20 protein-coding genes are annotated in these 26,887 nt (G+C 62.3%); 13 read left to right on the top strand and 7 right to left on the bottom strand.

Features of this window, described 5'->3' with window-relative positions; genetic code table 11:
* Nucleotides 1-163: 163 nt before the first annotated feature.
* A complete protein-coding gene (locus tag RSD66_RS05940) occupies nt 164-3,220 on the top strand; it encodes a TonB-dependent receptor plug domain-containing protein (protein WP_415289346.1) in 3,057 nt (1,018 codons plus the stop codon).
* 76 nt (nt 3,221-3,296) lie between these two features.
* Entirely contained in the window at nt 3,297-4,751 is a 1,455-nt protein-coding gene (locus RSD66_RS05935) for an amidohydrolase (protein ID WP_024353233.1), read from the top strand.
* Here the strand turns inward: RSD66_RS05935 and RSD66_RS05930 are convergent.
* Together RSD66_RS05930 and RSD66_RS05925 are read right to left on the bottom strand one after the other, a co-directional pair.
* Nucleotides 4,739-6,121, bottom strand: a complete 1,383-nt coding sequence (locus RSD66_RS05930; protein WP_415289345.1) for an amidase — start codon at nt 6,119-6,121, stop codon at nt 4,739-4,741. The two genes, RSD66_RS05935 and RSD66_RS05930, sit on opposite strands and share 13 nt — an antisense overlap.
* 221 nt (nt 6,122-6,342) lie before the next feature.
* Nucleotides 6,343-8,652, bottom strand: coding sequence for a S9 family peptidase (locus tag RSD66_RS05925; protein WP_415289344.1), 2,310 nt, complete (start codon nt 8,650-8,652; stop codon nt 6,343-6,345).
* A 398-nt stretch (nt 8,653-9,050) separates the two neighbouring features.
* On the opposite strand from RSD66_RS05925, the gene RSD66_RS05920 reads away from it, so the two are divergent.
* Together RSD66_RS05920 and RSD66_RS05915 are read left to right on the top strand one after the other, a co-directional pair.
* Entirely contained in the window at nt 9,051-10,910 is a 1,860-nt protein-coding gene (locus RSD66_RS05920; protein ID WP_415289343.1) for a DUF3696 domain-containing protein, read from the top strand.
* Nucleotides 10,907-11,980, top strand: a complete 1,074-nt coding sequence (locus RSD66_RS05915) for a hypothetical protein (RefSeq protein ID WP_415289342.1) — start codon at nt 10,907-10,909, stop codon at nt 11,978-11,980. The genes RSD66_RS05920 and RSD66_RS05915 overlap by 4 nt, the downstream gene beginning before the upstream one ends.
* An 11-nt stretch (nt 11,981-11,991) precedes the next feature.
* Here the strand turns inward: RSD66_RS05915 and traA are convergent, their stop codons facing one another.
* The gene (gene traA, locus RSD66_RS05910) at nt 11,992-14,205 is read right to left on the bottom strand and encodes a Ti-type conjugative transfer relaxase TraA (RefSeq protein WP_415289341.1); all 2,214 of its coding nucleotides are present in this window, start codon (nt 14,203-14,205) and stop codon (nt 11,992-11,994) included.
* A gap of 203 nt (nt 14,206-14,408) precedes the next feature.
* Between traA and RSD66_RS05905 the strand changes: the two genes are divergently transcribed.
* The 7 genes from RSD66_RS05905 (at nt 14,409) to RSD66_RS05875 (ending at nt 20,193) form a co-directional block, all read left to right on the top strand.
* Nucleotides 14,409-14,849, top strand: a complete 441-nt coding sequence (locus RSD66_RS05905; RefSeq protein WP_415289340.1) for a MucR family transcriptional regulator — start codon at nt 14,409-14,411, stop codon at nt 14,847-14,849.
* A gap of 99 nt (nt 14,850-14,948) precedes the next feature.
* Nucleotides 14,949-15,257 (top strand): conjugal transfer protein TraD, encoded by a 309-nt coding sequence (locus RSD66_RS05900; protein ID WP_415289339.1) that lies wholly within the window; start codon nt 14,949-14,951, stop codon nt 15,255-15,257.
* Nucleotides 15,258-15,261: 4 nt separating this feature from the next.
* Nucleotides 15,262-15,534, top strand: a complete 273-nt coding sequence (locus RSD66_RS05895) for a conjugal transfer protein TraD (protein WP_415289338.1) — start codon at nt 15,262-15,264, stop codon at nt 15,532-15,534.
* A complete protein-coding gene (locus RSD66_RS05890; RefSeq protein WP_415289337.1) occupies nt 15,528-16,538 on the top strand; it encodes a HEPN domain-containing protein in 1,011 nt (336 codons plus the stop codon). Before RSD66_RS05895 ends, RSD66_RS05890 begins: the two co-directional genes overlap by 7 nt.
* Before the next feature lie 222 nt (nt 16,539-16,760).
* Nucleotides 16,761-17,672: a hypothetical protein gene (locus RSD66_RS05885; protein WP_415289336.1), complete on the top strand. Its 912-nt coding sequence runs from the start codon at nt 16,761-16,763 to the stop codon at nt 17,670-17,672.
* The gene (locus tag RSD66_RS05880; RefSeq protein ID WP_415289335.1) at nt 17,669-18,151 is read left to right on the top strand and encodes a hypothetical protein; all 483 of its coding nucleotides are present in this window, start codon (nt 17,669-17,671) and stop codon (nt 18,149-18,151) included. Before RSD66_RS05885 ends, RSD66_RS05880 begins: the two co-directional genes overlap by 4 nt.
* Nucleotides 18,151-20,193 carry a hypothetical protein gene (locus RSD66_RS05875; protein ID WP_415289334.1) on the top strand — a complete coding sequence of 681 codons (2,043 nt, stop codon included), beginning with the start codon at nt 18,151-18,153 and terminating at the stop codon, nt 20,191-20,193. Before RSD66_RS05880 ends, RSD66_RS05875 begins: the two co-directional genes overlap by 1 nt.
* Nucleotides 20,194-20,208: 15 nt before the next feature.
* Here the strand turns inward: RSD66_RS05875 and RSD66_RS05870 are convergent, their stop codons facing one another.
* Nucleotides 20,209-21,921, bottom strand: a complete 1,713-nt coding sequence (locus tag RSD66_RS05870) for a retron Ec67 family RNA-directed DNA polymerase/endonuclease (RefSeq protein WP_415289333.1) — start codon at nt 21,919-21,921, stop codon at nt 20,209-20,211.
* Nucleotides 21,922-22,236: 315 nt separating this feature from the next.
* Nucleotides 22,237-23,433: a tyrosine-type recombinase/integrase gene (locus RSD66_RS05865; RefSeq protein WP_415289332.1), complete on the bottom strand. Its 1,197-nt coding sequence runs from the start codon at nt 23,431-23,433 to the stop codon at nt 22,237-22,239.
* 325 nt (nt 23,434-23,758) lie between these two features.
* Between RSD66_RS05865 and RSD66_RS05860 the strand changes: the two genes are divergently transcribed.
* Both RSD66_RS05860 and RSD66_RS05855 read left to right on the top strand, forming a co-directional pair.
* Entirely contained in the window at nt 23,759-24,574 is an 816-nt protein-coding gene (locus tag RSD66_RS05860; protein ID WP_415289331.1) for a ferredoxin--NADP reductase, read from the top strand.
* A 4-nt stretch (nt 24,575-24,578) separates the two neighbouring features.
* Nucleotides 24,579-24,911, top strand: coding sequence for a chorismate mutase (locus RSD66_RS05855; protein ID WP_024353237.1), 333 nt, complete (start codon nt 24,579-24,581; stop codon nt 24,909-24,911).
* Between the two features lie 7 nt (nt 24,912-24,918).
* Here RSD66_RS05855 and RSD66_RS05850 read toward each other — a convergent pair whose 3' ends face one another.
* Together RSD66_RS05850 and RSD66_RS05845 are read right to left on the bottom strand one after the other, a co-directional pair.
* A complete protein-coding gene (locus RSD66_RS05850) occupies nt 24,919-25,272 on the bottom strand; it encodes an Hpt domain-containing protein (protein ID WP_024353238.1) in 354 nt (117 codons plus the stop codon).
* Nucleotides 25,272-26,702: an amino acid permease gene (locus RSD66_RS05845; RefSeq protein WP_415289330.1), complete on the bottom strand. Its 1,431-nt coding sequence runs from the start codon at nt 26,700-26,702 to the stop codon at nt 25,272-25,274. The genes RSD66_RS05850 and RSD66_RS05845 overlap by 1 nt, the downstream gene beginning before the upstream one ends.
* Nucleotides 26,703-26,887: the final 185 nt, after the last annotated feature.

Below are 26,887 nucleotides of genomic sequence, written 5' to 3'. Positions count from 1 at the left end.
AAGTTCGGACTGAGGCGAACTCTCCGCGCCGCGCCAGGTTTTTCGATTCGTCGGGGCGGCGCGCGCGGGAGTCGGCCTCATTCGACAAACAGATCAGTCAGCGATGCGACGCCTGCTTCAGACAGGAGCGCAGAACGATGACCACAACGGGGATGACTATTTCATGAGCACTGTCTTGGCGCGCCGCACCATGCGAACGGCCCTGCTGGCCACCACGGCCTTGTTCGGCGCAACCGCCGCCTTCGCCCAGGAGGCGCAGGACGAAGTCACTCAGGTCGACGAGATCGTCGTCGTCGGCTCGCAGATCCGCGGCTCCAAGGTGACGGCCGCCCTGCCGGTAACCGTCGTCAGCGAAGACGACATCGTCGCCGCCGCTCCGGCATCGGGCGACGACCTGTTCCGCTCCATCCCGCAAATGGGCGATGTGACCTTCAACTCGTCCTACCTGCCCTACACCTCGAACGCGGCGCGCGGCGACACCGGCTCGGTGAACTTGCGCAGCCTGGGCATCGGCAACACCCTCGTGCTGCTGAACGGCCGTCGCGTCGTCGGCCACCCGACGTCGCAGGCCAATGAGCATCTGGTGCCGGTCCTGACCTACAACACCAACGCCATTCCGGTGTCGGGCCTGAAGCGCATGGAAGTCCTGCGCGACGGCGCCGCCGCCATTTACGGCGCCGACGCCGTGGCGGGCGTGGTCAACACCGTCCTGCGCGACGACATGGACGGCCTGACCATCTCGACCCAGTACGGCGGCGCCGAAGGCACCGGCATGCGCGAGCTGAACCTGTCGATCTATGGCGGCAAGGACATTCAGGACGGTCGCGGCAACATCTCGGCCTTCTTCAACTACGACCACCGCGACGAGCTGAACACGCTCGATCAGGACTACACCGCCTCCAACGACCTGACGTCGCTGTTCGCCGGCACGGGCTTTGAGAACAACAGCAGCCTGATCGGCACCTCGCCGCTGACGCCCTGGGGCCGCTTCACCGTCAACGGCTCCGGCGCGACGATCAACGGCAGGGCCTACAGCGCCTTCACCGTCCTGCCGGGAACGCACAACGACTGCGTCACCGCCATCGGCGACGGCCTGTGCGTCATGAGCGGCGCCAACCTGCCGTCGGACCTTAACGCCGACATGGCCAAGCTGGGCCTGACGGTCATGCCCGAGGTTGACCGTTTCAACCTCTTCGTCACCGGCAAATACCAGATCAACGACGCCGTCGAGGCCTTCGGCGAGCTGGGCGGCTACTATGCCGAATCCCAAGCCTGGCAGGAGCCGATCGCAACGGCCTCGGCTGTGCCCTTCATCATCCCCGGCACGAACCACTACAACCCGCTGGACGGCAATCAGAACCTGACCCTGACCGGCTATCGGTTCATGGACATGGGCCCGATCAGCGTCAATGTGGTCAACAAGCAGTACCGCATCCTGGGCGGCCTGCGCGGCGACTGGAACGGCTGGAACTGGGAAACCGCCCTGACCTGGTCGGAAGCTTCGGCCAAGGACGTGTCGGACAACATTTCCGCCACCAAGCTGCAGGAGTGGGCCGCCAAGTCGACCCCGGACGCCTACAACTTCTTCAACGGCGGCTCGCTGACCAACCCCACGGTCGGTGACGACACCCTGTCGAACCAGGCGGCCCTGGACGGCATCCGCGTGGACATGGTCCGCAAGACCAAGACCGAACTGGGCATGTGGGACTTCCGCATCTCGCGTCCGGACGTCTATCAGCTGCCCGCCGGTCCCGTCGGCGTCGCCGCCGGCATCGAGCTGCGCACCGAGACCCAGTTGGACGACCGCGACAGCCGCGTCGACGGCACGATCCGCTTCACCAACCTGCTGGGCGTCCAGTCTTCGGACCTGATCAACCAGTCGGAGAACCCGGACACCTACGGCGAACGCGACGTCTTCTCGGCCTATGTCGAGCTCGCCGCCCCGCTGATCTCGCCGGAAATGGGCGTGCCGCTGGTCCACAACCTGGAAGTCCAGCTCGCCGGTCGCTTTGAGGAGTATTCGGACTTCGGTTCGGTCGCCAAGCCCAAGTTCGCTGCGGCCTGGGACATCGTCGACGGTTTCCGTATCCGCGGCTCGTGGGCGCAAGGCTTCCGCGCTCCGAACCTGGAGCAGATGAACGCCACCGTCATCACCCGCTCGAACAACAGCAACGACTGGATCTATTGCGAGGCCCTGCGCGTTCAGGGCGGCCTCAAGACCGCCACGGGCGCGATCGACAACACCCTGCGCGGCTGCGGCGCCTCGATGAGCTCCAGGGTCGCGGACGAGTTCAAGGCGAACTTCAGCCAAACCCACGCCCGCAAGTCGACGCAGGAGCGCCGCTCGGGCAACCCGGACCTGGCCCCGGAAGAGTCCGAAACCGTCTCGCTGGGCTTCGTCATCCAGCCGCGCTTCATCCCGGCTGAGTTCGGCGACTTCACCTTCACCGCTGACTGGTGGCAAGTGAAGCAGGAAGGCATGGTTGGCCTGTTCCGCGGTCAGAACGCTCTGACGCTGGACTACCTGCTGCGCAAGCAGGGCTCGTTCAACGAGAACGTCGTCCGCGCCGATCCGACCGCCGCCGACATCGCCCTCTTCGCAGGCTCGGGCCTCGAGGCGGCGGGCGAAGTTCTCTACATCAAGGACGCCTATACCAACCAGCAGCCCCAGACGGTCGAGGGCCTGGACCTGGGCGTGATGTGGCGTCTGCGCGGCACCCAGTACGGCGACTTCAACGTCAACCTGAACGTCTCGCACCTGATCAAATACTATCTGGACATGGCGCCGGACACCAAGATGCTGGCCGACGCCCAGGCTTCGGGTCAGCTGGACGAGGCCATCTTCCTGTCGGGTTCGTTCGGCGACATGATCGCCGACTTCGGTCGCCCGGAATGGAAGTGGTCGCTGTCGGCGACGTGGCGCAAGGACGACTGGACGGTCGGCGCCTTCACCCAGTACATCTCGTCGCTGTATGACGACGGCCTGACCAACTCGGCGGGCGATTACTGGACGGTGGACTCCACCATCACCGCCAACCTCTATGCGGAATACGCCTTCGACGGTTCGCGCTTCAGCGAGGCGCTGGCCGACTCGGCCGTTCGCGTCGGCGTGCGCAACATCACCGACGAACAGCCCCCGCTGGCCAGCGGCGGTTATGTCGGCACGGTGTACCAGCCCTACGGGCGCTACTGGTACGCCAGCTTCCGCAAGTCCTTCTGATCAGTCTCTGACTGATTTCGGGGCGGTTGGCGGCGACGCCTTCCGCCCCTTCTTCTTTCCTGTTCCCGGAGTTCCCATGAAGCCCGTTTCGATGCGCGTCCTCGCCCTAGCCGCCGCGATGACCAGCCTGCCTCTGGCCCCCGCCGTCGCCGCTGAACTGTCGCCGCAGGCCAGAGCCCAGATCACCTCTACCGTCGACCGCAACCAGGCCGCCCTGGATCACGCCGCGCTGGAGATCTGGAAGTTCGCCGAGCTGGGCTATCAGGAGACCCAGAGCACCGCCCTGCTGCAGGATCAGCTGCGCGACGCGGGCTTCGCCATCACCGCCGGCATCGCCAATGAGCCGACCGCCTTCCTGGCCAGCTTCAAGAACGGCGCCGGTCCGGTGATCGCCGTCCTGGCCGAATACGACGCCCTGCCCGGTCTGTCGCAGACCCTCAGCCCGATCCAGGAATCCGCAGGCGGCCATGCGGGCCACGGCTGCGGCCACAACCTGTTCGGCGCCGCCTCGATCCACGCCGCCATCGCGGTCAAGGACTGGATGGTCGCCAACAACATCAAGGGCGAACTGCGCGTCTACGGCACCCCGGCCGAAGAAGGCGGCTCTGGCAAGGTCTATATGGTCCGCGACGGCCTGTTCGACGACGTCGACGTGTCGCTGCACTGGCACCCCGGCAATGTGAACTCGGCCCGTCAGGGCGACACGATGGCCAACGTCTCGGGCAAGTTCCGCTTCTACGGCACGGCGTCCCACGCCGCCGCCGCGCCCGACAAGGGCCGCTCGGCGCTCGATGGGGTCGAGGCCCTGAACTACATGGTCAACATGATGCGCGAGCACGTGCCGGACCGCACCCGCATCCACTACGCCATCACCGACGGCGGCAAGGCGCCCAACGTCGTCCCAGCCTATGCCGAGGCCTATTACTACGTGCGCCACAACAACCCCGAGATCGTCCGCGACGTGCTGGAGCGGGTGAAGCTGGCGGCTGACGGCGCCGCCCTGGGCACCGGCACCCGCGTCGAGTTCGAGGCCATCGGCGGCGTCTATTCCATGCTGCCCAATCAGGCCCTGATGACGGTCATGGACCGCAACCTGCGCCATGTCGGCGGTATCACCTGGACGGCCGAGGAAACCGCCCTGGCGACCGAAATCCAGAAGACCCTGACCTCCAAGCCGGACCTGGCCAGCGTCGGTCAGATCGAGGACGCCGTGATCGGGGGCGACTTCGGCGGCTCCACCGACGTGTCGGACGTGTCGTGGGTCACGCCGACGGTCGGCCTGTCGACGGCGACCTTCGTGCCGGGTTCGGCCGGTCACTCCTGGCAGAACGTGGTGGCGGCGGGCACGACCATCGGCCTGAAGGGCGCCCATCTGGCAGCCAAGACCCTGGCCCTGACCACGGCCGAACTGTTCCAGAGCCCGGACACCATCGCCGCCGCCAAGGCCGAGTTCGAACAGCGTCGCGGCCCGAACTTCGAATACCGCGCCCTGCTGGGCGACCGCGCCCCGGCGCTGAACTACCGCGACTGATCCGGCTCGGCCGCCGTCCCCGCGGGCGGCGGCCGACGCTCCCGCGTCGCCTGTTCATAGGCGTGGCCCAGAGACAGGATGCGGGCGTCGTCCCACTTGCCGCCAATGAAGCTGAGGCCGATCGGCATCCCCCGATCAAACCCCATCGGCACCGTCAGGTGCGGATAGCCCGCCACGGCCGCCAGCCGGCTGGCGGAGCCCTGCGACCGATCATCGTCGTTGGGATCATTGGTCCAGGCCCGCGACGTGGTCGGGGCGATCAGAGCGACCACGCCGTGCTCGCGCATCATGCGGTCGATTCCATCCGGCCCCGCCGCCTGGAAGGCCTTGGCCCGCACCTCGAGATAGGTTGGGTCGTCCAGGCCCGCGGTCGCTTCGGCCATCTCGAAGAACTCCTGTCCGAACAGTTCCGTCTCGCGCGGTTCGGCGGCGTTGAAGGCGATCACCTCGGCCAGGGTGCGCGTCCTGACCTGGGCCGGGTCGGTCGAGGCCAGATAGACGTTCAGGCCGTGCTTCAGCTCGGTCAGCATGCCGGTCAGTTCCCAGCCGCCGATGGCCTGCATATTAGGCCCCTCGCCGATCTCGACCACCTCGGCGCCTGCGGCCTGCAGAGCCTCCACGGCCCGGTCGAACTCCGCGCGCGCCTCGGTCGAGTAGGCGGGCAACAGGAAGCCCATGACCCCGAGCCGCGCGCCGCGCAGGCTGCCAGCGTCCAGGGCCGCGCGATAGTCGACCTTTCGCGCATCCGCCTCGGCCGTCGCCGGATCCTCGGGATCGGACCCCGCCATGACGGTCAGGACGATGGCCGCGTCCTCCACCGTCGTGGCGAAGGGGCCCGGCGTGTCCTGGGAATGACTGATGGGGATGACGTGGGTGCGGCTGACCAGGCCCACCGTCGGCTTGAAGCCGACCACGCCGTTGACCGAGGCCGGGCAGACGATGGAGCCGTCTGTCTCGGTGCCGATGGCTACCGGCGCCAGGCCGATGGCTACCGCCACGGCGCTGCCTGAAGACGAGCCGCACGGCGTCCGCTCCGGATCATAGGGATTGCGCGTCTGGCCGCCGACGGCGCTCCAGCCGCTGATGGACCGCGACGAACGGATGTTGGCCCATTCCGACAGATTGGCCTTGCCCAGGATGACGGCGCCGGCCTCCCGCAACCGCGCCACGATGGGAGCGTCGCGGCCGGGCGCATTATCGGCCAGGGCCAGCGAGCCGGCCGTGGTCGGCATGTCGCGCGTCTCGATGTTGTCCTTGAGCAGGACCAGCACGCCCTGCATTTGAGCGTCGTTTCCGTCTCGCATCCTCATGACTTCTGGCGATGACCATCGGAGCACGCTTCGATAGCGCTCATCCATTGTCTGCAGCATTCCGACGAACGACGCCGCAGAGGTCGCCCTCTCTCGGCAGACCTCGACGTCTGCTCCATCCGGAATGGGGCGTCCGCGCGCGGCGGCGGCGCGACGAATTTCAGCTTGCTCGGCAGGAGCCATCTGGCTGAGCAATCGGCAGCCCGAATGGGTTGACGTCGCCTGTGCGGCTGCCGGGGTTACAACCCCGCAATAGAGAGCTCCGGCAGCCGCCGCCGCGATCAATCGGCCTTTACGGGCGCCCGCGTGCCGATCGTGCGGTCCAGGAAGTCGAGGTAGGTGCGCCATAGGTGAAGTTGCCTGTCGTTGCCGCGCACGCCGTGACGCTGGCCCGGATAGAGCATGGTCTCGAACAGAATGCTCTTTTCCTGCAGCGCGTTCAGCACCCGCGTGGTGTTCTCGAAGATGACGTTGTCGTCGGCCATGCCGTGCAGCAGCAGCAGACGCCCGGTCAGGTTGTCCAGACGGCCCAGCACATCTGACGCGGCGTAGCCCTCCACATTGCCCTGCGGCGTCGACATATAGCGCTCGGTATAGGCCGTGTCGTACAGGCTCCACTCCGTCGGCGGCGCCCCCGCCAGCGCCGCCGCCAGCCCCATCTTAGGCTCCGTCAGCGCCATCAGGCTCATGAACCCGCCGTAGGACCAGCCCATCATGGCGATGCGGCTGTCGTCGACGTAGGGCAGCGAGCGCAGGTAGTCGGCGCCGATGACCTGATCCTCAATCTCGGGCTGGCCCATTTTCAGATAGAGGGCCTGTTTGAAGGCGGCCGAACGGTCGCCTTCGCCCCGGTTGTCCAGCCGGAAGACGATATAGCCTGCTTCAGTGAGCAACTGGTTCGTCGCCCCCTGCCAGGCGTTCTTCACCCCGCCCGCCGACGGGCCGCCATAGACCTGCATCACCACCGGATACTGCTTGGCCGGATCGAAGCCCGGCGGCGTGGTCATCTGCCAGACCAGGGTCTCGCCGTGGCTCTGCAGGGTTCCGAAGGTCGGCTTCTGCTGGCGCTCGGCATAGGGCCAGAAGGGGTGGCCCGGCTGGAGCTTGTTCTCCTCGATCCAGCGCACGCGCTGGCCGTTGATGGAATAAAGCGCCGACTGCGCCGGGGTGTTCACGTCGCTGTAGTTGCCGACATAGGCCGTGCCCGTGCCGTTGACAGTGGCGCTCCACCAGCCGCCGCGCGGCGTGACCTCAGTGGGGTTCAGCGTCCGCTTATAGCTGGCGCGGAACAGCTGCTGCTCGATCGGATATTCCCTGCCGTCGCGCATGGAGGCGGTGAAGAAGGCCTCGCCCGTCTCCTGATTGACGCCCGCCAGCGACTTGACCGGATAGTCGCCACGCGTGATCGCGCGCAGGCGGCGTCCGTCCTTGGCGTAGAGGTACAGGTGACGCCACCCGCTCTCCTCGCTGGACCAGATGAAGTTCCCGTCCTTCAGCGCCTTGAAGTCATGGGTGACGTTGACCCAGGCGTTCGAGGTCTGGCTGGCGATCACGCGGCTGGCGCCCGTGGCCGGATCGACGCTGAGCAGGTCCAGCCGCTTCTGGTCCCGCGACAGGCGCTGGACATAGGCGACCGAGCCGTCCGCCGCCCAGTTCACCCGGCCCAGGTAGATGTCGTGATCGGCGCCCAGATCGACCTTGACCCGCTGGCCGCTCTGCACGTCCTGCACATAAAGCTCGACCACGGCGTTGGGCCGTCCGGCGCGGGGGTAGCGTTGCTGAGCCACCGAGGCGCCGCCGCCGGTGATGTCCAGACGCGGAATGACGTCGACGGTGCTCTCGTCCGTGCGCTGCAGGGCGATGTAGCGCTCGTCCGGGCTCCACCAGTAACCGGTGTCGCGATCCAGTTCTTCCTGGGCGATGAACTCGGCCGTGGCCCAGGTGATCAGGTCCTTGCCGTCGGTAGTGATCGCCTGTTCGGCGCCCGTCTCAAGGTTGATCAGGAACAGGTTCTGATCGCGCACGAAGCTGACGAAAGCGCCCTTGGGCGAGACCTTGGCGTCGATCTCGTCGGCCGCCGTCTCCGTCAGACGCCGCACGGAGCCGTCGGCTCGGTTGGCCAGGAAGACGTCGCCTTCCAGCGGCGCCAGGATGTAGCGGCCCTGTTCGTCCCACGAGTATTCGACTACGCCGCGCTGGGAAATCCGCATCCGCTCGCGCCGCGCCTTCTCGGCCTCGGACAGTTCGCCCGCATCGGGGACCAGGGCGCGGGCGTCGATCAGCTTGAACGGCTCGCCGCCCTTCACCGGCGCGGCCCACAGGTCCAGCACGTCCACATCATCCTCGCGCGAGCGCAGGAAGGCGACCAGTTCGCCGTCAGGCGACAGGCTGACGCCCCGCGCCACCGGCCCGGCCAGCGACGGATTGGCGAACACCCGCTCGACCGTCAGGATCGAGGACGCCGGCGCCGTGGCGGCGGACGGCGTGGCAGGTTGCTGAGCGAAGGCCGGCGTCGCAGCCATCAGGATCGTCGAGGCGAGAAGAAGTGTGCGCATGGCGGCGAAGCTAGAGCCGGAATCCTCCGTCGTCATCCCTTCTTTCGCCCGCCCCCTGTTCATGGCGGAAGGAGGCTCGCCCCGATCAGCCCGCCTACCCTGCCGCCCATGCTAGACTGCGCTCCGACCACGAGAGAGACGACCGCCCGTTGCAGGGGATTTCAGACGATTCAGACGAATTGGACTCTCTTTTTCTTCCTTCTCCCCTTGAGGGAGAAGGTGGCTCGCTAGCCTACCATATTCCCTAGCATTTTAGGTCATCTAAGTGGTTGTGAAGCAGCTGTGTAGGATGCCCGGGTATGGAAATGCGATCCAGATAGCCTTATGCCGTTGGCTCACTGGGACCTTGAAATACCTCTGTTCGACTACTGATTGCTTAGGTCGAGGAGATCGCGTACGCGGTGGGGAGTTTACCAGCGCGTCAGGAGAGCGGCTTGATCAAAGAATGGTCCGTCGAAGGCTTCAAATCCGTCAGAGGTCCAACCTCTCTGCCTCTCGGGAAGATAACCGTTTTTGCAGGTGCCAACAGTGGTGGCAAAAGCACATTTCTCCAAAGCATGCTGCTCCTCAAGCAGACCCTACAGTATGGAGCTCCTAATCGACCCTTAGCCCTCAACGGGCCGATTATGCGCCTCGGGGCAATGGATGATGTGATCTGCGCCACGGCGGACACCCGCTCAATCAAAATAGGATTTCGACTAGACGTTCCCAACGTGAGCGCGTCCTCAGACGCCCCTTGGATTGGCATCTTGCAACGAGCGTCTTTTCGGGCGGTCGAGCAAGGACACGTTACGAGCGTTCAATGCTCGTTCGATTGGATGCAGCGTGAAAATTCGCAAGTGAGGGCTGCGGACAAGCTTCAAGCAGTGCTGACGCGCGGCGAGTTGCAACTTGATAAGTTTACACCTGAATCTGACGACCATCATACGTATTTCTGCAAATACGAACTGATGTCAAAAGCAATGGCTCACGATGCATTCTCCGTAAAGCTTGACTCTATATCTGATAGTCAAGTTTTGGATGATCGCCCAGACTCTGAAGCGAGAGCTGTCCACGTTTCGCACTTTCTTCCAACCTGGGTGGAAGTTCGCTTTAATGAGACAAAGCAGAGGGCAAGAAATATTGCTACTTCTCTGTTCTCTCATGGGCGGTTTATTGGACGCGTCGGGGCCAGCAACAATCCAAATGATTTGCTGCCCGGAATAGCTTTGTCGCTTGTAAATGATTGGCTAGAGGAAAATTCTCTACCCCTTATATATACAGAACCATCACCGACGATTGGTGATGCTTCCGATCATTTAAGAAAATTCATATCCAGAAGAGGAACGCTTCTCTCTCAACGGTCACTTTTTGCCTCCGATGCGCCAAATAACTTGCTTGCTGTTCAAGAATTGCAAGACAGTATTGAGCAAGCCTTGGTTGATGCGGAGCCGAGGCAAGAATTTTCGTCAGATATAGAGATGCCTCGAAACGTATCTCAGGGCGCTGAGTTTATTAAGAGCTACTTTAAGCTTGGGATCAGATATCTCGGCCCATTGCGCGACGAGCCAAGACCAGTTTACCCTCTTGAAATTGTAGAAAATCCAACCGATGTTGGTTATAGAGGCGAGCATACAGCAGCAGTCCTCGAGTTAAATGCTAATAAGTGGGTTCAATACCTACCATCATCCTACTATTCTGATGGGAAGACTAAGAACGCGACCAGGTATGGGAAGCTCATCGATGCTGTCCGGGACTGGCTGGGGTACTTAGGCGTTGCCGAAGATGTCGTAGCCCATGAGCAAGGCGTATTTGGAAATCGCCTACAGGTTACAACTAGCGGACTTGGAAAATGGCACGACCTGACAAACGTCGGCGTGGGGGTAAGCCAAGTTCTGCCTATCGTTGTGTCTGCACTTCTTGCCCCTTCCACCAGCGTCTTAATATTTGAGCAGCCGGAGCTGCACCTGCACCCCAGGGTTCAGGCGAGGCTGGCCGATTTCTTCCTATCGCTCGCGTCTGCTGGGCGCCAGTGCGTGGTCGAAACCCATAGCGAGTACATGATTGAAAGGCTTCGCCTGAGGATTGCCGAGGATGACGGCAACCTTCAGGACGATTTGAAGGTTTACTTTGCAGAGCGCTCTAATGGAGAAACTAGGTATCGTGACGTCCCCATATCTAGATACGGGGCGGTCATAGATTGGCCCGAAGATTTCTTTGATCAGAGCCAATTTGAGACGAGCCGAATTTTAGAGGCGGCAGCCCGCAAGCGCGCGAATGATCGTGCAGAGAACGCGAAGAAGGACCATCCATGAGCGCTGTGTTTTGCGTAGACACAGCGCTGCTTGCAATTCCGAGTTACGCTGAAGATGAAATTCAGGCTGAAAACATAATCTTGAAGCTTAAAGAGTGGTCAGATGTCGCTAGCAATCTAGGTCGCAATAGAGTTGCTAGATCTTCCACCGCCGAATTGGATCTCGGAGCGCTAGGATTTTTCCCGGGATTAAAAAATGTCGAAGACCTTATCAATTTCAGCGGATTAAAGGGCGTTTATGACGCCAAAACTGTATGGTCCACATACAACAATATATTGAATAGAGCTGGAATTTTAGAAGAGCTATCAGGTGTTGACGTTTGTAAATATAGAGATGTTGAGCTTAAACCTGATCTACTAGATGGGCTCGCGCCGTTTGACTTGAGAAAGCTGAGCGAATCGATGTTGGTCGCAATCGGTTTTTCCAATTATCTATCAGGATCGAGTAATTTTCTTTTTGCTGGAGCCTCCGACGAGCGCTGCGAGAGCGTCGATTTCTGCGCCTGGATTGAAGAGGCGCAAGGACTTAACTGCGCGTCAATTCCGACACATGCGAAAAGTAAAATATCGGTCGTTACGCGCCTGCCTGACGTTATGAATAGCGTTAAGTCTGATGAACTTTGGAAAAGCTCGACTATATCTTCTGATTTTTACTTCGCAATTTCCATAAGAGCAATGGAAATTTTGAAGAGTTCAGGAAAAGATCCTAGTTTTTACGATGTTCCCCGCTTCGTTTTGGGTTCAGAGTTTATCCAGTCTATTCGGAATCACGGCGGATTTGGCGACAGTCAATTCTCGGGAACAATTCTTGATTGCTGCGCAAGGGTTGTTTTGGGGAATCCAAAGGAGCCGCTTAAACCATTTGGCCGACCAAAGCAGATGGTCCGAGATCGTGACAGTGCCAAGGCTTTGAGGTCACACATAACAAGCACGAAAGTTGGACTTAGATTGATGGTGTGGATGAAGGCGTGCGGCACCGTTGAAATAGCGAATGTAGGACCTAAATTTGAAGTTATGATTGAGTATGGGGACGACGATGGTTCCTATACAGTTTCATACGGACGAAATTGACGCAAGCGCCTCTATCTATACCTCTCAATGTCAACATTATGGTCGGCATGCTGCATCCGATAGGAGTGAGTTCGCCGGATAGTTTGTGCTAATATTTCGATTGAAGAAAACTCTTCTCGTCCGAAACGAAATCTTACACTCTCCGAATGTCTGCTCATCGCCACATATGCCGCATGCCGATCCATGTGACGGCTCGCCAGGACGTAGGTTCGATCGACCGTTGCGCCCTGCATCTTGTGGATCGTGGCGGCGTAGCCGTGGGTCAGGTCCGCATAATCCTTGCGGCCGAACCGCAGATTTCGGCCGTCATCCAGCCTCACCTCCATCGAAGAACGGCCAAGAGCGGTCAGCGTCCCGAGGGTCCCGTTCTTCACCCCGAGCGACCGCTCGTTCCGTAGGAACATCACCCGGTCCCCGGCCGCGAAAGCCCGTTCACCGTTCGTGGCCTGCACTACGTGATCCGGCCCTATCTGCCCGGCGGCTCGCAACGCCGCCCGCGCCAGCCGATTCAGTTCCGCCACGTCCGCCCGCGTGTAGGCCAGAAGCATCTGTGATGTGGCCGGATCGCGCACCCGATCAGCCAACCAGTCCGCCACCAACGCCCGTCGCGCCTCGTCACGCGTGTCGTGTCCGTGGACGGCGCCGGAAGCATCGTATCGCGCGATGGCGGCTTGGGTTCGTCCCGTCGCTAGCTCCTTGGTCGCCGCCCGCTGCCACTCATCCCGCTGGCGGCGCACCTCGGTGATCTCCATGGCACCCTGGCGCTCGACGAGTCTCCGGAACGGCGCCCCGGCCTCGATGGCCTGAAGCTGCTCCGGATCACCGACCATCACGACCTTGGCGCCGCCGCGCTCGGCCGCCTCAAGGATGCGACGCATCTGCCGCGTCCCGACCATGCCTGCCTCATCAATCACCAGCACGTCGTTGCGCGTCAGGTGATCCCGGTCGCGCGCCCAAGCGTATTCCAGGCTCGCCAGCGTCCGCGACCGGATGCCCGACCCCTTCTCCAGATTCTCCGCTGCGATGCCGCTGAGCGCCGCCCCTACGACCCGGTAGCCCTCCGCCTCCCAGGCCGCGCGCGCTACGCCCAGCGCTGTGCTCTTCCCGGTCCCGGCGTAGCCAACGACCGCCGCCAAACACCCGACCGACAGCACATGCGCCACCGCCAGCACCTGCTCGTCGCCGAGCGGTCGCCCCACGGCCGCCATTTCTGCTCTCGCTGCGTGGCCGGAGCGTTCGGTGATGGCGTGATGAGGGTGACTCGCCAGCCGGTCAGACGCCCTAAGCATCGCTTCTTGGGCATGGATCAGGTCGCGGCTGGTGAAGCGCTCCCGCCCGCGCTCATCGGCTCTCAGCGGCACTAATTCCGGCGACGCCAGTATCCGGGCGTGGAGCCGGTCGAACTGGTCCTTGCCGTCGGTGTGGCGGAAGACGAACCGCGCCAGATCATGGCGGCTGAAGGTTTCCCGCGTGTGGGTCAGAGCTTCGAGGGCGGCGGCAGGATTGCGCAGTAAACGTTCGCCATTGCGCCGGGCGATACCTCGATGCTGCTCGGCCCGTTCGGAGGCCCGGCCGCGCGCTTCAGATCGCGCGGCGGCCGGGCCGATCTTGAACTGTGGCTCAAGATCGATGCCCTGATCTTTGAGGCTGCGGTGATCGATGCGGATGTCGTGGTCGAGTTCAGCCAGGCGGGCGTTCGCATGCTCGGCCCAGGCTTCGCGCCAGTGCTCCAGCAGGGCGGCGCTGTTCCAGTCCCGCGCCTTGGCGCCAAAGCCGTCGGTGCCCACCTCCCGCAGCGCCAGCATCACATGCGCATGCGGCCTGGGCAGGCCGTCCTCGCTGATGTCGCAATGGACGTTGAAATCGGCGACCATGCCGCGCCGCACGAACTCACGCTCGACGAAGGCGCGGGTCAGTTCGATGGCGTCGTCCGGCTTCATCTCTCTGGGCAGGGCGAACTCGATCTCGCGGGCGAGTTGGGCGTCCTTTCGCTTCTCGCTCGACTCGACCTCATTCCAGAGCGCCTGTCGCTCGAACCAGCGCTCGGGCGCGCCGTCTGGCAGCAGGATCTCCGAGTGCAACACGCCCGACTTGCGGCTGTAGTCGAAGGGCTGCTCGGTGCGTTCGTCGAACAGCCGGGACGCCGAGCGATAGGCGGCGGCCGCCACGGCGCTGCGGCCGGTCGAGCGGGAGATGATCTTGGCGGAGAAGTGGTAGATGGCCACGACCGCAGCGCCCCGAGGAAAGCGCACGTCGGAACGACGTATAAGCGCGCACTCCGGACAGCATGTCCGTCGTGACGGGGACTGGCGTCCCGCAAGTCTACGGAGGTGGAAAGCCGCGATCCTTCATCGCGTCCGGTTTCCAGGCATGAGGGGACGTGCAAGGCTGAGCCCGACTATTCCCCCCACCATCAGGACCTGAATGCATGGATGAGCTGACCGCCGAGACCGACCTGATCGGCATGACCGCCGATATCGTTTCGGCCTTCGTGTCGAACAACGCCATCGCCGCTGACGCCCTGCCGCGTCTGATTGCGGGCGTGCATGGCGCGCTGGCGGGCACAACGCAGGTTGCGGCGCCTGAACCCGAACCGCAGGCGCCTGCGGTGTCGATCCGCAAGAGCATCACCCCGGACCACATCATCTGCCTGGAGGACGGTAAGCCCTTCAAGTCGATGAAGCGCCACCTGGCCCAGAAGTACGGCCTCACCCCGGAGGACTATCGCGCCAAGTGGGGCCTGCCGAAGGACTATCCGATGGTGGCGCCGAACTACGCGGCCGCGCGCTCGGAACTGGCGAAGTCGATGGGCCTCGGCCAGGGCGGCCGCAAGCACGCCAAACGCGGCCGCAAGCCAGCGGCCAAGTAAGCCGCTCACGCCCGCGCACCACCGCAGACTTACGGGGGCGCGCGCAAGGCAGGACCGAAGCATGATGGCGGCTCTTCGAAGGAAGAGAGAGCCGGCATCATGCGAAAGCCCAGGGACATCGACACCGAACTCGCCGCGCTTGCGGAACGCGCCGCCGCGCTGAAGGCGCGCCGGGTCACCCAGCTCGGCGAACTCGTCATCGCCAGCGGCGCCGACGCCCTGGGCGCCGACATCCTCATGGGTGCCCTGAGCGCTGCGGCGGCCGAGAAGAACGACCAAACCCGAAGCCAGTGGCGCCAGCGGGGCGAAGCCGTCTTTCGTGGTGAACGGACGCGCACCTCTGCGGCTTGCGCTACGCGCAACGACCCAAAGGCTGGAGCGTCTTCCAGCCCTGACGCGCCGGGCTGAGGCCATGCAGCGGCGGACCGAACATCAGGAACGTCAGGACGCGCGGCGCGCCCGCACCCGCCACCTGATCGAACTGGGCGGTCTGGTGCAGAAGGCAGGCCTCATTGAGCTTACTGGCGACGACCGCAACGCCATTCTCGGCGGCCTGCTTGTCGTCGCCGCCATGCTGCATTCTGATCGGCGCGACGAGGCCATGGCGGTTCTGGCGCACCGGGGACGGCGCGCCTTCAGGGGTGACAAGGAGTCCCCCAGCGGCGATGCTCCCGCCCCATGGTGATCCGTCGCGAATACCACAGAGCCGGCCGTGAGGAGCTTCGCCTTGCGAAGCGCGGCGGTAACGGCAAGACTCGCCGGATGAAGACGAGTCTTGACCATCTGCCGCTCGGCAAGCGCCGCGAGCTGGAGCACGTGCTCGGCGTCATCAAGGACGAGTTCCGCAAGGCCATCGCCAACCGGCGCGCGGAGGGCGTGAAGGATGGCCAGATCCTCAAGGTCATCCTCTACGGATCATACGCCCGGGGCGACTGGGTGGAGGATCCCGTCGGGCGCTACTTCTCCGACTTCGATCTGCTCGTCGTCGTCAGCGACGAGAAACTGACGGACGTGCTGGAGTTCTGGGAGGGCACCGAAAAGCGCCTGCGCAGCGACCTAGCGTCCGGCGCTAATCTGCGTACCCCCGCCGACCTGATCATTCATTCGCTCGACGACGTGAACGACCAACTGGCCCAGGGCCGGTACTTCTTCGCAGACATCGTGCGGGAAGGTGTGGTGCTGTTTGAAGAACCGGAGCATCCGTTCGTCGATCCGCAGCCGTTGCCGAGCGAGGCTGCGCTAAAGGAAGCTGAAAAGTTCTACCGCGAGCATTTCACGGCAGGCCAGCAGTTCCTCCGGCAAGCTCAACACGCCATCGACGACGACGCCCCTAAGATTGCAGCTTTTGATCTGCACCAGGCTGCCGAGCATTTCTACAATGCGGTCCTGCTAGTCGCGACGCTGTACACGCCGAAGTCGCACAATCTGGTCCGGTTGCGGAACGCAGCCGAGCCGATTGACGCGCGGTTGGCGGAGGTCTGGCCGACGGCGACGAAGTTCCAGAAACGGTGCTTTGAGCTCCTACGCGCGGCCTACGTGAAGGCCCGGTACTCCGAGCATTATAAGGTGACGACCGAGGAACTCGCCTGGATGCTGGAGCGACTTAACATGCTCCGAAACCTAGTCGAGACGATCTGCCAAGCTCGATTGATTGTGTTGGGCACCGCGAAGGATAAGGACGTCACCTAAGTCTAGAAGACTGACACCGACGGGCCATCTGCTAGTCAAGGGAAACGCGCAGCAATAGCAGCGGCGACCATTAGGTTGCCATTGCCCGCCACGCGCGGCAACGTGTCCATAGGTTGTCATCGGGGGATGAAACTTGAGAGAACGTCAAGAAGGCCAGCTTCCACGCCTGCTGATGCCTGCGGCGCCAGCGGTTGGGCCAAAGCGAGCGTTCGTGAACGCTTGATGGTTGGCTTTATTGACTCATGGGATGGCGACGAGTGGGAGGCCCACATCGGACGCCTGCTGCACGACCGTCATGGTGCAACCAACGTGCAGAAGGTACCTGCCCGGCATCGAGGCGATGGCGGCCTCGACTACTATTGCCTGTCTGAGGCCGTGGTGTACCAATGCTACGCTGTGCAGGAGCCTGTCGATGTCGCGACGCGCGCCGACAGACAAAAGGCCAAAATAACCACCGACGTCGGCAAGATCTGCAAAGCCGACGGGGCAGCGTCGATCATCTTCAAGAGCAAACCGATTGCCCGCTGGATTCTGGCGGTGCCTCGCCACGACAGCCAAGAAGTCAACCAGCACGCCTCAAAGAAGGCGCTCGAAATCCGGCAACGGGGTCTGGCCCACATCTCGCCGGACTTCGAGATTCTCGTGCATGACCGCGACGACTTCGAGGAGGAGTCTTGGAACCGGCGCGCCTCGCTAAGGGCGCGGCTCCGGCCGATCCTCGCGCCCGCCAGCGCCGAGGACGTGGCCAAAGTCGGTGCCACCCGCGTCGATCTAGTCGAGAACCTTCGACGCAAGCTGACCAAGCGAGTGAAGGATGCCGACGACATCGAAGACGATGTCGACGATGCCATCCGTTCGTTCGTCGACTACCAGAACGCCTTGGACTTCCTGCGCGCGAACGCACCCCTAGCGCATGAGGAGATCGTCGCTCTGATCTCCCAGCGGCTCCGGCGCCTGAAGCTGGTCGGCGCGAAGGCGGGCGAGAGCCCAGCAAGCGTGCTGGAGACTGAACTCGACGGCCTGATCAAGAGCTTTGTCGAACGGGTGCCAAACCTAGATCCCGACTTTGCCCAGCAGCTTGCGTTCGGGGCGGTGAGCGACTGGCTGATGCGCTGCCCGCTGGACTTCGCATGACCAACGCCTCGGACCGTTTCCGCAGGCTGCTCCGGGGCCCGTTCACGGTCACCGAGCGCCCCCAACCGGTGCCAGGCGACCTGCGCATTGGATGGGGCGTGGCCTTGGTGCTACTGGTGCTGGACTCATCGCGCGGACAGCGTTGCAGCCTCCAGAAGCTGCACTTCCTGGCACATCTCAGCCGCACCGATCACATGCGCTCGCAAACGCTCGACGTCCTCGAACGGCGGCGAAATCCTGACACCCTCACCGTCCGGATCGAGCCGTGGGTGAATCGGGCGCTCGCCTTCGCTGCGGCTGAAGGCTTGGCTATCATGAAGGACGGCAAGGCCGCCAAGCTCACCGACAGCGGCAAGGCGCTGGTCGCAGAGCTGACGAAACTCCAAGTGCTCAGTGAGGAGCAGGTATTCCTCAAGACAGTCGGTCCGCGGGCCACCGAGAAGGTCGTCGACCAGATCATGAAGATGGAACAGTTCTGATGTCGCTCGTCGTGCGCCACATCCGCCTGCGGGCCCAGACTACCGGTGGGCTCTACGGCGCCGATATCCCGATCCAGCCCGGCTGCACCATCCTCCATGCACCCAATACCTCCGGTAAATCCACCACTCTGCAAGCTTTGCTATATGCGCTGGGCCTGGAGCAGATGCTCAGCCCCAAACGGGAAATTCCCCTACCATTCGCAATGCGCACGCATGTCGAAGACCCTGAAACATCAGAAACCCATCAGATCATCGAGTCTTATGTGGCCGTCGAGCTGGAAAACGCTCAGCAGGAGCGCATCGCGGTCAAGCGAGGCGTGACCGTCACCGCAACGGATCGGCGATTGGTCTCGGTGTTCTCGGGCCCCGAACTCACCGACCCAGGCAAGTCCTACGCGCGCCGCGACTATTTCGTTCTAGATGGGGGCGCGGCGCAGCGCGAGGCTGGATTCCACCGCTTCCTAGCCGACTTCATAGGCTGGCACCTGCCCATCGTGAAGCGCTACGATGGCAGCGAATGTCCCCTATATGTGGAAACCCTATTCCCGCTGTTCTTCGTGGAACAGAAGACGGGCTGGACAGCAATTCCAGCCAACATCCCCACCCACTTCAAGATCCGGGATGTGCACCGCCGGAGTGTGGAGTTCCTGCTCGATCTAGAAACCCACGAAATCGAACGGCGCAAGCAGGACTTGGAAATCCAGCAGATCGCCTTGCGGGCCAGGTGGAGCGGCATCATCCACGACATGAAGGCCATGGCCAACGCCGCTGGTCTCAGCGCCACCCAACTGCCAGAGGCCCCCACAGCCTTTGTCGACGAGGTGCGCGCCGCTCATCTCCTAGTCTTCGAGGACAAGGCCTGGCGCCCGCTGGCCGCGCAATTGGCGACCCTTCAAGAGCGGCTAGACTCGCTCGATGACGTCCTGATTCCCGAGGTCGAGGGCGTGGCCGACGAGGCCTCGGCGGAAGCAGACCAGCTGACGCGGGAAATCCAGACTCTCAACGCCGATCGTTCGGAGATCTTCCGCGAACGCCAAGCCGAAGCGCTGCAACTATCCGCCACCCAAGAACGGCTGAGCTTGCTTGCGGATGACATCCGAAAAAACCAAGACGCCCGAAAGCTGCAGACCTATGGGTCGGAACTGGCCAAGGACCTGTCGCCCAACCATTGCCCGACCTGCGAGCAACCTCTCGACGACTCCCTATTGCCGCAGGGAGTGCTCGCCTCGGTGATGTCGATCGACGACAATATCGACTATTTGTCCGCGCAGCGTAACATCTTCAGGCGTCTAGCTGATCGGTCCGAGAGCGCCATCCGGGACCTAGATCTCGAGCTTCTGAGCACTAACGAAGAGGTTCGCCGCAAGGCCGCTCGCCTACGCGCCTTGAAGTCAGACCTGATCGCGCCTTCGCACGCTGCGTCTGCGGCGTTCATCGAGCAACGACTTCGCCTCGAACAGAGGGTGCTACAGTTGGTCGAAGCCCAAGAACGCTTCAGCGGCGTCATCGATCACCTTCAGCGCCAGGTGGAGGACTGGAAAGACCTGTTGGCCGCCAAGGCCAAGCTGCCCGACAACCGGCTAGGTGAAAAGGATATTGAAAAGCTACGCTTGTTCGAGAGATCAATCCGCGCGCAGCTAGACCTCTACAAATTTACGACCTTTCCCACCTCGGAGCTGACGGTGTCCGAAGATACCTATCGCCCCGAAAAGGAAGGCTTTGAGATCGGCTTCGAGCTGTCGGCAAGCGACAGCATCCGCTTGAAATGGGCCTATCAGATGGGCCTGCTAGAGGTAGCCAAAACCACTGCCACAAACCACCCGGGCCTTCTGGTATTTGACGAACCGCGCCAGCAGGAAGCGGCGAAGGTGAGCATGGCCGGGCTGCTACGCGTGGCGGCACGCAATGGCGCAAACGGCGCCCAGATCATCATCGCCACGAGCGAGCAACTCGATACCATCAAGGAGTTGACCACCGGCCTGCAGTGCAACCTGCAGACCTTCCCAGGGCGCATCATCAGGAGAATCCCAGACGAACACTAGCCTCAACGCGCCCCCTTAACGCCAGCCGTTGGCGCCGTAGTCGATCTGAACGGCAACTAAGGCGTCTAGGATCGGGAGAAACCCGCTGAAGTCCACAGCGCCCGGCGGTTGCTTGGCGACGTGGTCCGCTAGAGCGGCCTTTCCGAAGTGGATTGCCGGATTAAGGCCTGTGTTATCTTTGTGAAATGTCTTGTTGTTTAGGACGACACCGGTAGTGGCGGGTTTTAAAAACGACTCGATGTCCGTTTTCGTATTGCCAACTAATGGCAATGGAACGACATAAAGGTTACCGTATATGTGATAGAATTGCTTCGATCCATCGACGTTAGGCGTCTTGGTGATTGTTCTGATGACGCTGAATACAGGGCGGGCTCCGGAATCGTTGTCTACAACTATTATCACTGGAGCTGTCGGCTTAGTCGCAGAGAAGTCCGCAGTCGCGGGTTTGTATCTCGGTATGAGTGTCTGAAGCTCGCCTGTGCCCCCGCCAAGCTCCTGCACGACGCGAGTCGTTTCATTGCGCTTGAACAGATGGGGAATCATCTTGATGCCTTCCGCAGATACCGTCGCTAACGATGGGTATTGAGCTGCGTACGCCCTAATGGCGCTGCGGAGATAGACGTTGTCGGTTTTGCCCTCTGCGATGATCGTGGGGCGCTGTATCCCGTAGAAATACTTGTAATCAAGGAACCGTCGGTACAGCCGGTAGATACCGGGCATGTATTCCTTCCAATCAAATGCCTGACGGTCCCCGTTCGGCAGGCGTGGAAATTTTACGTTGAAGATATACGACAGGCGACCGTGAAGAGGCTCTAAGGCGCGGCCAGGGCTAGGCGTCTTTGATCCAGGCGTATATTCGTACGCCCCCGATCGGAAGAGCTTGTCGCACATAGCGCGTGTCGTTTTGTAGTATTCTGATGGAACGTTGACCGCATGATTCACTATGAGCCCGGTAACCATCTGTCGGGAGTTGCGTAGCGACATGCGCGTCTTGGCGTGGTTTATGTCGAACCCGGCCCGGCGGATTCGCGACTGCAGCTCGCGCCCGACAGTCCAGCCGCTCGGCGCATCCGATGGGGTCGCGATCGCGTTAGGGAAGACCTTGAGGTTTGTAGAGAAGCTAAGATCGTCAGCATAGCGTGTGTATGTGCACCCGTTACGCGCGCCAAGCTCCCCAAGATGTACGTCCAGAATGTTGCCGATAAGATTTGATATCACTGGGGAGCACGGACTCCCCTGCGGGAGGGATCCGTTTCTGCAAGCGATTTGAGCGAGAATAGTAGCTACCTTAATAGGGAGAAGAAAATCCCGATTTTGATGGAAATAGCCACGTACTCGACCGAAGTTTATAGATGGAAAATAATCCGCAAGATCAAGATTGAATACGTAGCGATGGTTCCTGTGTCGCTTCGCATTACTTACAATTGAAAAACCTTTTTTGAAGCCGTGAGATAGAACGCATTCGTCTGCCACTCCGCGAGCGGACTCTATCTCCATCAGGCACAGCGTCAGGTGTTTTGATAGGCGCCGCTGGACGATCTTAAGTTCATCTATCGGAACATGGATGACGCGCGTTCCTCCCGATCGCTTCGGTATTTGAATCTCCGAATATTTTTTATCATCGTCGATCTTGTATAGAATGTACGATAGGCCTGACGGTTTTATGCCGAGCAAGGCGGCGATGTCGGCAAGCGTTGCGCAGTTCTTCAAGCGGCCAAGCGCTGTCATTCAAATCTCAATAGTCAAGCGGCTTGCGGATACTCGTTGGCAAACCAGAGGTTTACATAGAAAGCGTATCGTCGCGTAGGGGCATTCAATGGAACATCCCGATCAACTGCCGCGAAACACGGCAGCAAAATCTATCCGCAAGCCGGGAAGGAGTTTAGGGCACGATTCGGAGCAACGTCACGCGAAACTCGCTTGCTAGTGCATTTGATTGCAGTCAATTGATCACGGTACATGCTGCGCCCATGTCCCGTGACGTCGATGCAGGAAGGGCGGTCAAATGTTCATTTCTGCATGGATCAAGAGGCTGCCTTGGCGCTAGACGGCCTCCCAACCTGGAAGCCCCTGCAGAATGCGGGCAGCGTTCTTCACGGGATTGATATGTCCATAATGGTCCTCGATCATCTTTACTGACGTCCCCATCTGTTTGGACAGGAAATAGACATCCACGCCCTCGGTCAGTCGGAACGTCGCGTAGGTGTGGCGGAAGCAGTAGGTGGAGCGCGTCGAACCTGAGGCGCTGAGAAGCAGGCCTGCTTCTCTAAGAAGCGCTTCGATCTGGTCGGCATAGAGGGTGGCTGCGGGATCACCCTTGCCATTGACGAAGACGGCGCCCTCGGGCGCCGTCTCATTGGTTGTCAGGGAGCGAACTCGCTCCAGGTAGTCAGCAACGTTCCCGGCCGCGACCAACTGCCGGGATTTGTCCTTCCCGCGCACGTGAAGAATGACCATGCGCCGTTCGTCGCTGTCCGTGCGGATCGCCACATCCCTCCAGCGGAGGTTCTTGGCCTCGGCCGGGCGCATGCCCGTGTTGCACATGATCAAAATGAAGTTGTAGGCGAGTTGGCGATGCCACTCGAACTTCTTGGTTCTCGCGCGTTTGATCCAGCCGCGCGCGAAGGTGTGGAGCTTGCGATACTCCTCAGGCGTGAACTCCTCGCGGCGCACCTTCGCCAGCGGCAGCTTGCCCTTGTAGACGTGGCTCTCAGGCACGAACCGTTTGCCGACCGCGAAGGCGATGACGGAACGGAAGATGGACATCTCATACCGGATGGTAGCGTCCGACACAGGCCGTCCGCCGCGACCCAGCCCATTCTGGCGGCGCCAGAGGGGATAGCCCAGGAAGTCATCATGCGAGACGTGAGCGATCTGCTTGGCGCCTACGTAGCGATTGATCTGGGCGCGAATGATAGACTCCACCACCTCCCAGCGATGGCGAGTGATCTCACCGGCCTCTGAGCGGGCCTGCTGATGGTCGGCGTACATCTTCGCGATCTGGGCGAAGGTCCGGTTGAACACCGGGACATCATGCTTCACGCGAAAGCGCAGATCCGCGTCGACGTCGAAGGCGGCCTCCTTGGCCGTCGTTACATCGGCAGTGCGGAGCGAGACCGTCTTATACCGGTCGGAGCCCGGCACCTTGATGCGGCAATACCAGTTGCGGTGCTGAACGTCCGCGCGGCGGAAGAGGATGAGCCCAGGCTTCAGCTCCTGGGGGTCGATCAAAAAGGCCATCGGGGCGGCTCCCTGTGCAGGGTCTGTGTCGCCTCAGGGTCTAAGTCCTTGACTCTCCATAGGCTGGATAGGCCCTGAGCAGGCCTTGAGCGTGGACAAATCTGAAGAGAAACAAACCCGTAACATCACCCCCTCTCCCCTTGTGGGAGAAGGTGGCCCGCCAGGGCCGGATGAGGGGTGTCGGCGCGAGGCCTGCCCGGAAGTCGCTCGCCTGCTTCCTCGCCCCCCTCATCCGTCAGGCTCCGCCTGCCACCTTCTCCCTCAAGGGGAGAAGGATCGCCGCAGCACTCTTTCGCAATCGCCCGCGACCGCCTAGGTAGTCGCCATGTCTGACGCCTCCCTCGCCGCGCCGCCCGTCAAGGCCAGTCCGTTCCATGAGTTGGAAGTCCTGTGGGTCCGCCACTGGAACGACCAGCTGTTCAGCTTCGGCGTGAAACGGCCCGAGGATTTCCGCTTCCGCTCAGGCGAGTTCGTGATGATCGGCCTGCCCGGCGAGGACGGCGGCAAGCCCATCCTGCGCGCCTATTCGATCGCGTCGCCCTTCTGGGCCGAGGAGCTGGAGTTCTTCTCCATCAAGGTCCAGGACGGCCCCCTGACCTCGCGCCTGCAGAAGATCGTCGCGGGCGACAGCGTTCTGATGGGCAAGAAGCCGACCGGCACCCTGGTGCTGGACGCCCTGACCGGCGGCGAGCGTCTGTGGCTGATCGGCACCGGCACGGGCCTGGCGCCCTGGCTGTCGGTTGCGCGCGATCCGGAAACCTATTCGCGCTTCAAGCAGGTCATCGTCTGCCACACGGTGCGCAATGTCGCCGACCTGGCCTATCGCGACTTCTTCAGCCACGAGATCCACGACGACCCGCTGATCGGCGACGAGGCCAAGGCCCAGCTGACCTATTATCCGACGGTGACGCGCGAACGGTTCGAGACGCCGGGCCGTATCACCGACCGCATCAAGTCGGGCGATCTGTTCGCCGACCTGCAACTGCCCATCGGCTTTTCGCCCAACAGCGACCGCGTCATGCTGTGCGGCTCGATGGCCATGATCAAGGAGACCGGCGAACTGCTGGAATCCTACGGCCTGAAAGAAGGCTCGAACGCCGAACCCGGCGACTATGTTCTGGAGCGCGCCTTTGTCGGCTGACCTGATGACCTCTCCCCGCACCGTCGCCATTGACGAGCGCAAGGCCCCTGAAGACTGCGTCACCATGGTCGATGTGCGTCAGGGGGTGGATGCGCTAGACCGCGCTCTGGTGACCCTGCTGGCCGAGCGTCAGCGCTATATGGACGCCGCCGCCCGCATCAAGCCGAACCGCGACGCCGTCTTCGATCAGGCCCGCATCGACGACGTGGTGGCCAAGGTGCTGAAGGCGGCCGAACCCGCCGGCCTGTCGCCCGACATCGCCGAGCCGGTCTGGCGCCTGCTCATCGACCGCTGCATCGCCCACGAGTTCGGAACCTGGGACCAGACGCGGGCCTAGCCTCGCTTCAGCCCTTCAAACTCCTGAGCGCCAGTTCATGGCGATAGGCGGCGACGTCGGCCAGGGCCGCGTCCAGCGCCGTCTTCACCCGCTCCAAACCGGCAGGCGCGGCGGATTGCTCGCCGAACTCCACCTCTTCACAGACCTGGGCCAGGGCCTTGGCCCCAATGCCTGCCCCGGCGCCGCGGATGGTGTGAACGGCGTCGCGCCAGCCTTCGCTGGACGCATCCAGAAGGGCCGACCACATGCGGGCCTGTTCGGCGAACAGGCCCAGCACTTCTTCCGTCACCTCATCCATGCCGCCAGTCATGGCTTCGAGGACGGTGAAATCCACCGCCCCCGACAGGTCGCGCCTGGCCATTAACCCCTGCCCGTCTCGTCTGGGGCCTCTTCGCCCTTGGCCAGGCGCGAGTTACGCGACGACCAGACCAGATAGACGGCCAGACCGAACAGGTTCCACAGCAGGAAATACAGCTGCGTCGAACTCTTCAGGCTGAAGAAGAAGACGATGCAGCCGACGATAGCCACCCCGCCGACCAGCTGCCACAGCGGCGCCTTGAACTTGCGCTCGCGGTTCGGCTCACGCACGCGCAGCACGATCAGGCTGATCCCCACGGCCATGAAGGCCATCAGGGTGCCGGCGTTGGCCAGCGACGCCAGTTCGTCCAGACGCATGATGCCCGCCAGGAAGGCGACGACGATAGCGGTGAAGATCGTCACCACGGTCGGCACGCCGCGATTGGAGATCTTGGCAAGGCGATTGGGCAGCAGGCCGTCGCGGGCCATGCCCAGGAAGATGCGGCTCTGGCCGAACAGGAAGGCCAGCAGGACGGTCGGCAAGGCGACGACGGCAGCGGCGGCGATCCATTGTGCAGCGACGCCCTGACCCAGACCGCGCATGATATGGGCCAGCGGTTCGGGGCTGTCGGCGAAGCTGGACACCGGCGCGGCGCCGATCGCAGCCGCGGCGACGGCGATGTACAGGATGGTGCAGACCACCATCGAACCGACGATGCCGATGGCCAGATCGCGCTCGGGCTTCTTGGTCTCTTCGGCCGCCGTAGCGATGGCGTCGAAGCCGTAGAAGGCGAAGAAGATGATGGCGGCGGCCGCCATGACACCCGTCTGAACGAAGGGCGCCCCGAAGCCGTGCGGCATGAAGGGGGTGAAGTTCGCCGCATCGAACTTCGGCAGGGCGATCGCCACGAAAGCCACCAGGGCGGCGATCTTGATGACCACCAGCACCGCGTTCAGCGTCGCGCTCTCGCGCGTGCCCATCAACAGCAGGCCGGTGACGATGCCGATGATGAACACCGCCGGCAGGTTGATCAGCCCGCCTTCGACGTGCGGCCCGACGGTCAGGGCGAACGGAAGGTCGATTCCCAGCCCGGCCAGGAAGGGCGCCGCATAGCCCGACCAGCCGACAGCCACGGCCGACACCACGAGGGAGTATTCAAGGATCAGGCTCCAGCCCACGACCCAGGCGAAGATCTCGCCCAGGGCGGCGTAGGAGTAGGTATAGGCGCTGCCCGAGGCGGGCATGATCGTCGACAGCTCGGCATAGGCCAGGGCGGCGCAAGCGCACACCAGACCGGCCAGGGCGAAGCTGATCAGCACCGCCGGACCCGCCAAGCCCGCCCCGACCCCGATCAGGGTCAGGATGCCGGTGCCGACGATGGCCCCGACGCCCAACGCCATAAGGTGCGGCCAACTCAGGGTCTTTTTGAGCCCCGGCCCCGAGCTCGGAGCCAACATCGCGTCGATCGAGCGCCGACGGTTCCAGAACGCCATAATCTTTACTCCCCCTCGCCGCATCTTTCGGCGGCTGATTCAAGGCGCGACCTTAGCGCGCGTTGCAATCATGATAAAAGACGCATTTGGCGCTTGCACCGCATGATCGCTGCGAGTAATAGGAGCGCCCTTCGCCGAGGTTGTTCACACCGCAGCGAAGGACCGGCGCCACACCAAGGGCGCAG

The organism is Brevundimonas sp. S1H14 (genome assembly GCF_047716865.1).
Lineage (GTDB): Bacteria > Pseudomonadota > Alphaproteobacteria > Caulobacterales > Caulobacteraceae > Brevundimonas > Brevundimonas naejangsanensis.
Note: the sequence above shows the minus strand (reverse complement) of the source record. Positions and strands in the feature narration are given on the sequence as shown.

What these genes read in the sequence shown, in the direction of transcription:
- RSD66_RS05940 (WP_415289346.1), top strand. Translation starts at nt 164, where the DNA reads ATGAGCACTGTCTTGGCGCGCCGCACCATGCGAACGGCCCTGCTGGCC.
- RSD66_RS05935 (WP_024353233.1), top strand. Translation starts at nt 3,297, where the DNA reads ATGAAGCCCGTTTCGATGCGCGTCCTCGCCCTAGCCGCCGCGATGACC.
- RSD66_RS05930 (WP_415289345.1), bottom strand. Translation starts at nt 6,121, where the DNA reads ATGCTGCAGACAATGGATGAGCGCTATCGAAGCGTGCTCCGATGGTCA.
- RSD66_RS05925 (WP_415289344.1), bottom strand. Translation starts at nt 8,652, where the DNA reads ATGACGACGGAGGATTCCGGCTCTAGCTTCGCCGCCATGCGCACACTT.
- RSD66_RS05915 (WP_415289342.1), top strand. Translation starts at nt 10,907, where the DNA reads ATGAGCGCTGTGTTTTGCGTAGACACAGCGCTGCTTGCAATTCCGAGT.
- RSD66_RS05905 (WP_415289340.1), top strand. Translation starts at nt 14,409, where the DNA reads ATGGATGAGCTGACCGCCGAGACCGACCTGATCGGCATGACCGCCGAT.
- RSD66_RS05900 (WP_415289339.1), top strand. Translation starts at nt 14,949, where the DNA reads ATGCGAAAGCCCAGGGACATCGACACCGAACTCGCCGCGCTTGCGGAA.
- RSD66_RS05895 (WP_415289338.1), top strand. Translation starts at nt 15,262, where the DNA reads ATGCAGCGGCGGACCGAACATCAGGAACGTCAGGACGCGCGGCGCGCC.
- RSD66_RS05890 (WP_415289337.1), top strand. Translation starts at nt 15,528, where the DNA reads ATGGTGATCCGTCGCGAATACCACAGAGCCGGCCGTGAGGAGCTTCGC.
- RSD66_RS05885 (WP_415289336.1), top strand. Translation starts at nt 16,761, where the DNA reads ATGGTTGGCTTTATTGACTCATGGGATGGCGACGAGTGGGAGGCCCAC.
- RSD66_RS05880 (WP_415289335.1), top strand. Translation starts at nt 17,669, where the DNA reads ATGACCAACGCCTCGGACCGTTTCCGCAGGCTGCTCCGGGGCCCGTTC.
- RSD66_RS05875 (WP_415289334.1), top strand. Translation starts at nt 18,151, where the DNA reads ATGTCGCTCGTCGTGCGCCACATCCGCCTGCGGGCCCAGACTACCGGT.
- RSD66_RS05870 (WP_415289333.1), bottom strand. Translation starts at nt 21,921, where the DNA reads ATGACAGCGCTTGGCCGCTTGAAGAACTGCGCAACGCTTGCCGACATC.
- RSD66_RS05865 (WP_415289332.1), bottom strand. Translation starts at nt 23,433, where the DNA reads ATGGCCTTTTTGATCGACCCCCAGGAGCTGAAGCCTGGGCTCATCCTC.
- RSD66_RS05860 (WP_415289331.1), top strand. Translation starts at nt 23,759, where the DNA reads ATGTCTGACGCCTCCCTCGCCGCGCCGCCCGTCAAGGCCAGTCCGTTC.
- RSD66_RS05855 (WP_024353237.1), top strand. Translation starts at nt 24,579, where the DNA reads ATGACCTCTCCCCGCACCGTCGCCATTGACGAGCGCAAGGCCCCTGAA.
- RSD66_RS05850 (WP_024353238.1), bottom strand. Translation starts at nt 25,272, where the DNA reads ATGGCCAGGCGCGACCTGTCGGGGGCGGTGGATTTCACCGTCCTCGAA.
- RSD66_RS05845 (WP_415289330.1), bottom strand. Translation starts at nt 26,702, where the DNA reads ATGGCGTTCTGGAACCGTCGGCGCTCGATCGACGCGATGTTGGCTCCG.